This window comes from Vibrio sp. 10N.286.51.E5 (genome assembly GCF_041469125.1).
In the GTDB taxonomy this organism is placed as follows: domain Bacteria; phylum Pseudomonadota; class Gammaproteobacteria; order Enterobacterales; family Vibrionaceae; genus Vibrio; species Vibrio crassostreae_C.
Window position 1 is genome coordinate 77,218 of sequence record NZ_JBFRJZ010000037.1, and the last position, 10,863, is coordinate 88,080.

Genomic DNA, 10,863 nt, shown 5'->3' on the forward strand with positions numbered 1-10,863 from the left:
TTAGACCGAGAAGTTTGAAGCCTTCTCGTTCACTCGGTTTTAAAGCGCAGCGATTGTCGCTTTTTGCTCTTCAAGCTTAACAAGAGTTTCCTTGTAGCCTTCAAGCTTTTCACGCTCTTTCGCGATAACTGCTTCTGGTGCTTTAGCAACGAAACCTTCGTTACCTAGCTTACCTTCGATACGTTTAATCTCGCCGTGAGTCTTAGCGACTTCTTTATCTAGACGAGCAAGCTCTGCATCTTTGTCGATAAGACCCGCCATTGGGATCATCAACTCAGATTTGCCAACCAGTTTAGTTGCACAAGCAGGAGTCTCTTCACCATCAGCTAGAACTTTAATATCGTCTAGCTTAGCTAGAGAAGTAAGAACGATCTTGTTCGCTTCGATACGAGCGGCATCTTTCTCATCAGCAACCTTGATCATTACTTCTAAGCCTTGGCTTGGTGCAATGTCGTATTCCGCACGTAGGTTACGGATAGCAGTGATGAAAGTCTTAACCCATTCGATGTCGTCAACGATCTCAGCATTGAAGTTAGCTTCATTAAACTGAGGAAGCGCTTGAGTCATGATTGTCTCGCCTTCAACGCCGTCTACTAGCGGCTTAACGCTCTGCCAGATAGATTCAGTGATGTAAGGAAGAACAGGGTGAGCAAGACGCAGAGTCTTCTCAAGAACCGTGATAAGCGTGTAACGAGTCGCTTGTTGTTGAGCTTCAGTACCTTTCCAAAGAACAGGTTTAGTTAGCTCTAAATACCAGTCACAGAATTGGTTCCAGATGAATTCGTAAAGCGTGTTTGCTGCCATGTCTAGACGGTAGTTGTCTAGGTGAGCATTAAACTCTTTCGCTGCAACTTCAAACTGAGACTCAATCCACTTATCGGCTAGAGAGAATTCCATGTTTGCACGGTCTTCTACAGACAGTGACATGCCACAGTCGTGCTCTTCTGTGTTCATCAGTACGTAACGGCTTGCGTTCCATAGCTTGTTACAGAAGTTACGGTAACCTTCAAGACGCTTCATGTCCCAGTTGATGTCACGGCCAGTTGAAGCCATAGCAGCAAGAGTGAAACGCAGTGCGTCAGTACCGTAGGGTTCGATACCGTTTTCGAATGTTTTACGTGTGTTCTTTTCGATCTTAGCAGCCAGTTTAGGTTGCATCATGTTGCCACAACGCTTCTCTACTAGCTCTTCAAGGCCGATGCCGTCAATCATGTCGATTGGGTCAAGTACGTTACCTTTCGACTTAGACATCTTATCGCCGTTTTCATCACGGATAAGACCTGTCATGTAAACAGTTTTGAAAGGTACTTGAGCCTTGCCATCTTCGTCTTTCACGAAGTGCATGGTCATCATGATCATACGAGCAACCCAGAAGAAGATAATATCAAAACCAGATACTAGTACTTCAGATGGGTGGAATGTTTTCAGTGCTTCAGTATCTTCAGGCCAGCCTTGTGTGCCGAACGTCCAAAGTGCAGAAGAGAACCAAGTATCCAGTACGTCGTCGTCTTGCTTAAGCACAACAACAGGCGCTAGGTTGTTCTTTTCACGAACTTCTTCTTCAGTGCGACCTACGTAAACTTTACCATCGTTGTCGTACCATGCTGGGATACGGTGGCCCCACCAAAGTTGACGAGAGATACACCAGTCTTGCACGTCACGCATCCACGCGAAGTACATGTTTTCGTACTGCTTAGGTACGAATTGGATTTGACCATCTTCAACCGCTTTAACTGCAGGTTCTGCAAGAGGCGCTGTGCGCACGTACCATTGGTCAGTCAGCATTGGTTCGATAACCACGCCACCACGGTCGCCGTAAGGGACAGTCAGGTCGTGATCTTTGATCTCTTCAAGAAGACCAAGCTCATCGAATTCAGCAACGATAGCTTTACGTGCAGCAAAACGCTCCATACCTTGGTACTTAGCAGGGATACCTGTTGAGTAAACATCGCTTTCTTCGCCGTTAGTCGTGAAGACTTCAGCAGCATCACGGATATCAGCATTGAACGTTAGGATGTTGATCATCGGTAGGTTGTTGCGCTTACCCACTTCGTAATCGTTAAAGTCATGAGCTGGAGTGATCTTCACACAACCCGTGCCTTTTTCCATGTCTGCGTGCTCATCGCCTACGATAGGGATAAGACGGTTTACAACAGGAAGTAGGATTTCTTTGCCGATAAGATCTTTGTAACGAGGATCTTCTGGGTTAACAGCAACACCAGTATCGCCAAGCATGGTTTCAGGACGAGTAGTCGCAACAACGATGTAGTCTTTACCATCTGCCGTTTTAACACCGTTCGCTAGCGGGTAGCGGAAGTGCCACATGAAACCTTTTTTGTCTTTGTTTTCAACTTCAAGATCCGAGATTGCAGTGTGCAGTTTAGGATCCCAGTTTACTAGACGTTTACCACGGTAGATTAGGTCTTCTTCGTATAGACGAACAAACACTTCTTGAGTCGCAGCCGATAGGCCGTCATCCATAGTGAATCGTTCACGATCCCAATCTACAGATGCACCAAGACGACGAAGTTGTTGAGTGATCGTGCCACCTGATTCGCCTTTCCATTCCCAGATCTTGTCGATGAAAGCTTCACGGCCGTAGTCGTGTTTTGTTTTGCCTTCTTCGGCAGCAATCTTACGCTCAACAACCATTTGAGTTGCGATACCTGCGTGGTCAGTACCCACTTGCCAAAGCGTGTTTTTGCCTTTCATACGTTGAGCACGGATAAGCGTATCCATGATCGTATCTTGGAACGCGTGACCCATGTGTAGGCTGCCAGTGACGTTCGGTGGCGGGATCATGATGCTGTAAGCTTCTTTTGATGTGTCACCGTGTGGCTTAAAGTAGCCTTTCTCTTCCCAAGTCTTATACAGAGCTTGTTCGATTGATGTTGGGTTGTATGTCTTTTCCATAGTGCTCTTAAACGGATACTGTGAATGGTTAATCGTGGTCAAACTTCATAAGTGAAGCTTCTTGAATCTAAATCCAAAGATAGCTTTAACTATGAGGTTTGACTATGGATGTTGAATCTCGATAGTTTGTAGCTGATATCTAGCTTGACGGTAAATTTTATACCTTTCTCGAGCGAGTTGCTTAGCTTTTTCTTCGCAAGGGACGAAGTCTATCACCTGAGCAAAGGCGTTCGCAAAGGTTGTATGATTATCGGCCAGATTAATTACTAGCTGACGATTCCAATTATGTTTTACGCCTTGATAGCCAATTTCGATGTTGGTTGAATACTTCGGGCCTTCGCCAACCAAGTTGTGCGCAATAAAATCACAGGGTTCGACTTGCCAGAAAACTTCAGCAATACGCTCGGCATGCTCTTTGTCATTACAGTTGAGATAAAGTTTAGCGCCTTGTTTTGCAAAGTGCTGAGCAAGAAACAGCACATAGTGAGCAAAACCATCTTCGCTGGCTTGCGGGCTGTCTGAAGGCACAATGTAAAATGTAGCAGTCTGCATACTTAATACTCGAACTGAAAATCGTGGATATCAATGTTACTTGGTTAACAGGGTCTAACAAATAGCGCTTATTAAAAAAGGGCCCGTAGGCCCTTTTTATTATTTTGAAGATTGCTCTTCAGTCTCTTGGCCGCTGCGGTTCAATAAGAATTGGACTAGCATTGAGACAGGACGACCTGTCGAGCCTTTCGCTGCGCCTGACTTCCAAGCTGTACCAGCACTGTCGATGTGTGCCCAGTGGTACTTCTTAGTGAATTTAGACAGGAAACAACCAGCAGTGATTGTGCCGCCAGGACGGCCACCGATGTTCGCCATATCAGCGAATGGGCTGTTTAGCTGCTCATGGTACTCGTCTGCCATTGGTAGACGCCATGCACGGTCACTTGCTTGCTCTGAAGCATTAACAAGTTCGTGAGAAAGTGGGTTGTGGTTCGATAGAACGCCACTGATGTGGTGACCTAGAGCGATAACACATGCGCCAGTTAGCGTAGCAACATCGACAACACAGTCAGGTTCAAAACGCTCAACGTAAGTTAGAGCATCACATAGAACCAAGCGACCTTCAGCATCAGTGTTGAGTACTTCAACCGTTTGGCCTGACATTGTCGTTAGGATATCACCTGGACGGTAAGCATTGCTGCCCGGCATGTTTTCACAACCGGCTAGGATACCAACCACGTTAATAGGCAGGTTCAGCTTAGCCAGTGCTTTCATTGTACCGAATACAGACGCCGCACCACACATGTCGTACTTCATCTCATCCATGCCTTCACCAGGCTTAAGCGAGATACCGCCTGAATCGAAAGTCAGACCTTTACCTACTAATACAATCGGCTTCGCATCTGGATCCGGAGCGCCTTTGTATTCCATGATAGACATCATCGATTCATTTTTAGAGCCACGGCCAACTGCTAGGTATGATGTCATACCCAGTTTTTCCATCTCTTCTTCGCCAATGATCTTAGTCTTCACTGTCTCGTAATCGTCGGCTAAACGACGAGCTTGAGAAGCAAGGTAAGCAGGGTTTGCGATGTTTGGTGGCATGTTGCCTAGATCTTTAGACGCTTTTACACCTGAAGCAATAGCAAGGCCGTGAGAGATTGCTTTCTCACCCAGGCTCAATTCGCGACGTGTTGGTACATTGAATACCAATTTACGTAGTGGGCGACGAGTCTCTGGCTTGTTGCTCTTGAATTGGTCAAATGTGTAAAGACCATCTTTAGTCGCTTCTACCGCTTGGCGAACTTTCCAATAAGTGTCGCGACCTTTAACGTGAAGTTCTGTAAGGAAACATACAGCTTCCATAGAACCTGTTTCGTTTAGTGTACTGATGGTTTTTTGGATAATTTCTTTGTATTGACGCTCGCCTAGCTCACGTTCTTTACCACAGCCTACCAGTAGAACACGTTCTGAAAGTACACCAGGTACTTGATGCAGTAGTAGCATCTGGCCAGGTTTACCCTCTAGATCACCGCGACGAAGCAGTGAACTAATGTAGCCATCGCTAATCTTATCTAATTGCTCGGCGACTGGAGAAAGGCGGCGCGGTTCGAATACACCGACAACGATACATGCGCTGCGCTGTTTCTCTGGGCTGCCACTTTTTACACTGAACTCCATGCGTACTCCTACATCCTGAAGACAAATCGAACTAAATGTTAGATAATGGGTTCTTACTTGTTGGATCCTATAATGGAACTAACCTTAAAGAAGAACGCTAACACTTAGCTAAAAATTTAAAAAAATAAAAGGTTCAACGGGAAATTATAGTGATTCAATCAAAAAAACAAGTTTTGTATAGGTAATTTGAGCGTGATTATTGTTAGATATTTGATCCGCGAGACAATCAAGAGCCAATTTGCGATCTTTTTTGTTCTCTTTCTCGTGTTTCTCAGCCAAAAATTCATCAGTGTTTTAGCGGATGCCTCTGATGGTGATATTCCTGCGAGTCTTATATTGTCGATTGTTGGCTTAAATATGCCAGCGATGGGCCTATTGATGCTTCCACTCAGTATCTATATTGGTATTTTGCTTACTTTTGGCCGCCTTTACGCTGAAAGTGAAATAGTGGTCATGAACGCCACCGGTATCGGTAATAAATTCCTGATCCAATCTGCGCTTTACCTCGCTTTAATTACGGCATCTGTTGCAGCCTTTAACTCATTTTGGTTATCTCCTTGGTCACAAGACAAAGTTGAACAAATGTATGAAGAAGTAGCTGCAGAGAACAGCGTTGATTTGCTACCAAAAGGTAAGTTTGAAGGTACGCCGGATGGCTCTTCTGTCGTGTTTATTGATGATATCGACGGTAATAAGTTAGAAAACGTGTTCGTAGCTCAAATGCGTCCGCGTGATTCTGTACTGCCAAGTGTGATGTTCTCGAAGTCAGGTGATGTAAAAGAGCTCAGTGATGGTCGCCAAGTGATCGTAATGTACGATGGTACTCGTCATGAAGGCATTCCGACTCGCCTCGACTACAGGGTGACGCACTTTGAAGAATACGAAGGCCTGATTGGTCAGCGTGAAGTTGAGAAGAAAGGTCGAGACTGGGAAGCGATCCCTACGCTTGAACTGATTGGTAACTCAAATAATAGTGCGAAAGCAGAGTTGCAGTGGCGTATTTCTTTGGTACTTTGTATTCCATTGTTGACCATGCTTGTCGTGCCACTGTCTGCGGTAAACCCTCGACAAGGTCGTTTTGCGAAAATCGGCCCAGCAATACTGATTTATCTCACCTATTTCTTAGCAATCAGTGCAACCAAGTCTTCAATCGAAGAGGGGAGCATTCCTGCGGTAATCGGCATGTGGCCAATCAATGCGTTATTGTTATTTGTCGCGATTGGTGCCAACTTTATGGATAGCGTGCCAGTAAGGCGTTTGAAAGAAAAATTCAAGAATAAGAGGTTGGCTTAAGCCGTGTTTAAGATTCTCGATTTATATATAGGCAGAACCATCATCGCAACGACGTCACTGGTATTGGTGACGTTTGTTGGTCTCTCTGGGATCATCAAATATGTAGAACAGCTAAGAAAAGTTGGCCGTGGTACATACGATCTATTACAAGCGCTGTATTTCGTTTTATTGAGTATCCCTCGTGATATCGAAATGTTCTTTCCAATGGCTGCATTGCTTGGCGCATTGATAGGGCTTGGTATGCTTGCTGCAAGTTCTGAGCTTGTCGTTATGCAGGCAGCTGGTTTCTCTAAGTTAGATATCGGCCTATCAGTACTTAAAACAGCTATTCCACTGATGATCGTGGTGACATTGCTTGGTCAATGGGGAGCACCGCAAGCGCAGAAAATGGCTCGTGATTTAAGAACTATCTCGATTGCTGGTGGTAATATTATTTCGACGCAAAGTGGTGTCTGGGCTCGTGATGCCAATGACTTCATCTTCATTGTCAAAATCGATGACCAGAAGCTATATGGAATGAACATGTGGCGCTTTGATGAAAACAAGGCACTTAAAACCGCTATTTATTCTGACGAAGTTGATTACGTTGGAGACAACGTGTGGACGATGAAGGATGTAGAGATCACGTCTTTTGAAAACGAACTTCAAATTACTAAAGAAAGTTTACCGACTTACTCTTGGGAAACGTCATTAGCTCCAGATAAGTTGGCGATAGTAACGGTTAAACCAGAAGAGCTATCGTTAAGTGGGTTGTATGATTATGTTTCTTATCTGAAGGCGTCAGAGCAAGATGCATCACGCTATGAATTGGCGCTGTGGAGAAAGATAACCCAGCCAATTTCGATCGCGGTTATGATGTTGATGGCACTGTCGTTTATCTTTGGTCCTTTGCGTAGTGTGACCATGGGTGCGAGGATTTTGTCAGGTGTTATTGCTGGCTTTACCTTCTATATATCCAGTGAGTTCTTTGGCCCAGTGAGTTTGGTTTATCAAATACCACCCGCCTTTGGCGCAATAGCCCCGAGCGTGGTGTTCCTTGGAATTGCCATCATGCTCTTGAGGCGGAAACTGTAAATAGTAAAAAGGAAGGCATAACGCCTTCCTTTTTTGATCTTGATTGGAGCTAACTTAAATCACATTATCGTGCTTGTGGTAACACAACGACTTCGGTCTTTGCCCAGATATCGTGAAAGCCACGTTTTTCAGGATCGAATGGAACACATAGGTTTGCCAGTCCAAAACCTGAAGTACCTAAACGAATCAGCGCCTGAGTTACTGTGATCGCTGAGCCATCTTTGTTTTGAACGCGCAGCTTCCAAGCTCTCATGCCGAGAGTTTGACCAGCTCTAGTCCAGAAGAACACGAAGAAATATACCCAAACGACGACTAAGTAAAAGGTATATGCAGGGCTCCAAATCGGATGGTTGGTTAAGAAGTCACTAACATCGGCATAACCGCTGTGGTTAAAAATGCCGAGAGCCATGAGCGCGTGCAGTAGAGCGACAATGACGCCAGCCGCCAACATTTCAATAGCGATTACGATCAGAGCGTCGTAGAACAAGGCACCAAATCGGCGCATGACTCCTGCTGGTGGCAGAGTATTTGTTGATGTCATGTGTTATTACTTCTTTAAAAATTGAGGCGTCAGAATATAGTTTAAGGCTTAGCCTGAAAAGAGACATGACGCACAGCTTATGACTTAGTGGCGAAATTATCGGCAAACACACATGAATTCAAGTTTTTATACTTGCCACATCAGTTCGCATACGTATAATGCCAAACATCGAAAGGGCAATGCCCCAAGATAATGCCGGTATGGTGAAATTGGTATACACGACGGATTCAAAATCCGTTGCCTTCGGGCGTGGCGGTTCAAGTCCGCCTACCGGTACCATATTTAAATGACAAAGCCTCGACGAAAGTCGGGGCTTTGTTGTATCTGGGATATAGGAAGCGTTGCCTTCGCGGTGGCGGCAGGAATGCCTGTCCAATCAGTCCGCCTACCGGTACCAAACATAGAAAGGTCGCTTTTATAGCGACCTTTCGTCGTTTTGGGCGTTTGTGAATTTTAAATCCAGCGTGTCGGCTTGGATGCAAGCCCAGTCAAGTCACCTACCGGCACCATATTTAAATGACAAAGCCTAGATGAAAATCGGGGCTTTGTTGTATCTGGGGTATAGGAAGCATTGCCTTCACGGTGGCGGCAAGAATGCCTGTCCAATCAGTCCGCCTATCGGTACCAAACATAGAAAGGTCGCTATAAAAGCGACCTTTCTATGTTTTGGACGTATGTGAATTTGAAATCCGGCGTGTCGTTGCAGTTGCTCTTCAATCAGACAGATCTTGATGTTTCACTCATAAATCTCATAATTTCCCTTCGCTATTCGATCTGATAATGAATTAATTATCTTAAATCATGATGTTACCTGTCATTCTCTTTTCTATTGTCTATGTTTAAAGGACTAACAGAGGAGATAGATATGCTGACAGTAACCCCTTACTTGTTTTTTGATGGTCGTTGTAATGAAGCGTTGGATTTTTATCACAAGTGCTTTGGTGGTGTGGTTTTATCTAAGCAGCTTTTTAGTGATGCACCACAGGTAATCGAGGGCGCTCAACCTGATTGGGTTATGCATGCTGAGTTCGAAGCGTTTGGTATGAAGCTGATGATGTCTGATGGTGTTAAGGCAAAAGAACTTGAAGGCAACAATCTCGCTCTCTCTCTTGTGACTGAAGATACCGCGACTCAAGAACAAATCTTTGAAAAGCTCAAGAAGGGAGGGCGGATAATGACTCCACTCGCAGATACTTTTTGGGGGGCTCGATTTGGCAAAGTAGAAGATAAATTCGGTATACGCTGGATGGTGCACTGCGACTCTTTAAGTTGAGCCTGTGAAATTGGATAGTGAAATTGCTGCTTGGTTTTATTAGAATTATAAATAGAGATTAATCATCAATATTATATATAAAAATGGGCAGCATAAAGATTACCGTAGATCGCATTCAGCCCGGTCTGCATATACGACTCCCCGTAAAATGGAATGAACACCCATTTTTATTCAACAGCTTTAAAATCAAAGATGACGCTCAAGTAAAAGTAATTCGACATCTTGGGATTAAGCACGTCTATATAAACCTGAGTCAAAGTGATACCTCACCTTTACCTGTTAATCACGTAGGTGAACAAGAAGTCGATATTGATTCACAGGTAAGCCTTGAAACGGAAAGAATGTGGAAAGATAAGCATGAGCGTATCGAAACCCTTAGCTCTTACCGCCGCAGGGTGAGTCATTGTGAGAGAGAGTTTGAACGTTCGCTTGCTCGAATGCGATCTGTGATGACCAAGATCCGTAACAGACCTTTAGATGCGGTAGGGGAGGTTAAGGCTCTTGTTGATGATATCGTTGAAACTCTAGTGAGCGATGATAACGTCACCTTGCACCTTATGAATGCTAAAGCAGATTTCGAAGATTTTTACTTTCATACTCTAAATGTTTCGGTTGTTGCACTGATGATAGGAAAGGCCAAAGGCTATAACACACAGCAATTGAAAGACCTCTCATTCGCAGCGTTGTTTCACGATGTAGGCAAGATCAAAATACCAGTCGCGATACTAAGAAAGCAGAGTGCACTAACGGTGCCAGAAGAGAACTACCTGAAGCTTCATACTAAATACGGTGCGGATATTGTATCGGCAATTGATGACTTTCCTGAAAGTGCTAAAAAGGTGATCGCTCAACATCATGAGATGAATGATGGTTCTGGCTACCCCGAGGGCTTAAAAGAACATGAGATTGATGAATTTGCCAAGATAGTCGCCGTGGCTAATGCATTTGATAACCTTTGCCATGGTAAAACGCAATCTCAACAAATGATCCCGTATTTGGCACTGTCCCACCTATATAAGAGCTGCAAGCATCTATATAGCCAAGATAACTTGGGGCTGTTAGTTAAGTTCATGGGAGTCTATCCACCAGGAACTGTAGTACAGCTTTCAAATGACTCGATTGGGATTGTGATATCCGTTAACGCTAAACATATGCTTTATCCAAATGTACTTATCTATGATCCTAGCGTGCCAAGAACCCAAGCTCCGATCATTGACCTCTTTATTAAAGAGATCAAAATTGTTAATGCCGTTCATCCAAGCAAATTACCTGAACAAGTTCGAGAGTATCTAAACCCTAGGGCTCGTTTATCTTACTTTTTTGATAGTGGAGAGTAGTTATCCACAGGTCGTTGTGGGTAATTTGTTCGAAACTTGGGGTGAAAGTGGTATAAATAAGCCCTTGGTTGAAATGTCTTCGCTTAACCTCTTTTTTTAATAAAAAACGCATTTATTGCTTGCCAATATGAGCGGCATCTCTATAATGCCGCCTCACTGACACGGCAGACGCCACAAGGCTTCAGCGAGAAATGTTAGTAAGGCAACTAGCTTTAAGCGATGATTCGCTTCTACTTTTAGAAAGTAGGAATTAATTCCAA

The 10,863-nt window shown here is 44.3% G+C and carries 8 protein-coding genes and 1 tRNA gene; 5 read left to right on the forward strand and 4 right to left on the reverse strand.

The genetic code is table 11. From position 1 onward, the window contains the following. Positions 1–39 precede the first annotated feature (39 nt). The 3 genes from AB4161_RS14185 to pepA all read right to left on the reverse strand — a co-directional run bounded on the left by AB4161_RS14185 (position 40) and on the right by pepA (position 5,085). Complete coding sequence (locus AB4161_RS14185) at positions 40–2,913, reverse strand: valine--tRNA ligase (RefSeq protein WP_017063742.1); 2,874 nt, start codon at positions 2,911–2,913, stop codon at positions 40–42. Between the two features lie 102 nt (positions 2,914–3,015). Next, positions 3,016–3,465: a DNA polymerase III subunit chi gene (locus tag AB4161_RS14190; RefSeq protein WP_017066664.1), complete on the reverse strand. Its 450-nt coding sequence runs from the start codon at positions 3,463–3,465 to the stop codon at positions 3,016–3,018. Positions 3,466–3,564: 99 nt separating this feature from the next. Further along, on the reverse strand, positions 3,565–5,085 hold the full coding sequence (pepA, locus tag AB4161_RS14195) for a leucyl aminopeptidase (RefSeq protein ID WP_017058936.1): 1,521 nt from the start codon (positions 5,083–5,085) through the stop codon (positions 3,565–3,567). 192 nt (positions 5,086–5,277) lie between these two features. Between pepA and lptF the strand changes: the two genes are divergently transcribed. Both lptF and lptG read left to right on the forward strand, forming a co-directional pair. Continuing rightward, complete coding sequence (gene lptF / locus AB4161_RS14200; RefSeq protein ID WP_017058937.1) at positions 5,278–6,378, forward strand: LPS export ABC transporter permease LptF; 1,101 nt, start codon at positions 5,278–5,280, stop codon at positions 6,376–6,378. Positions 6,379–6,381: 3 nt separating this feature from the next. Beyond that, positions 6,382–7,452 (forward strand): LPS export ABC transporter permease LptG, encoded by a 1,071-nt coding sequence (lptG, locus tag AB4161_RS14205; protein ID WP_017058938.1) that lies wholly within the window; start codon positions 6,382–6,384, stop codon positions 7,450–7,452. Positions 7,453–7,516: 64 nt separating this feature from the next. On the opposite strand, the gene AB4161_RS14210 is transcribed toward lptG, so the two are convergent. Beyond that, positions 7,517–7,993: an RDD family protein gene (locus AB4161_RS14210; RefSeq protein WP_248385016.1), complete on the reverse strand. Its 477-nt coding sequence runs from the start codon at positions 7,991–7,993 to the stop codon at positions 7,517–7,519. Between the two features lie 194 nt (positions 7,994–8,187). Here AB4161_RS14210 and AB4161_RS14215 point away from each other — a divergent pair. From AB4161_RS14215 to AB4161_RS14225, 3 genes are all read left to right on the forward strand, one after another. Beyond that, positions 8,188–8,272: transfer RNA gene (locus AB4161_RS14215), tRNA-Leu, on the forward strand. Positions 8,273–8,858: 586 nt separating this feature from the next. Beyond that, complete coding sequence (locus AB4161_RS14220) at positions 8,859–9,266, forward strand: VOC family protein (protein ID WP_017055297.1); 408 nt, start codon at positions 8,859–8,861, stop codon at positions 9,264–9,266. Positions 9,267–9,349: 83 nt separating this feature from the next. Then, on the forward strand, positions 9,350–10,603 hold the full coding sequence (locus AB4161_RS14225; RefSeq protein ID WP_372083500.1) for an HD-GYP domain-containing protein: 1,254 nt from the start codon (positions 9,350–9,352) through the stop codon (positions 10,601–10,603). Positions 10,604–10,863: the final 260 nt, after the last annotated feature.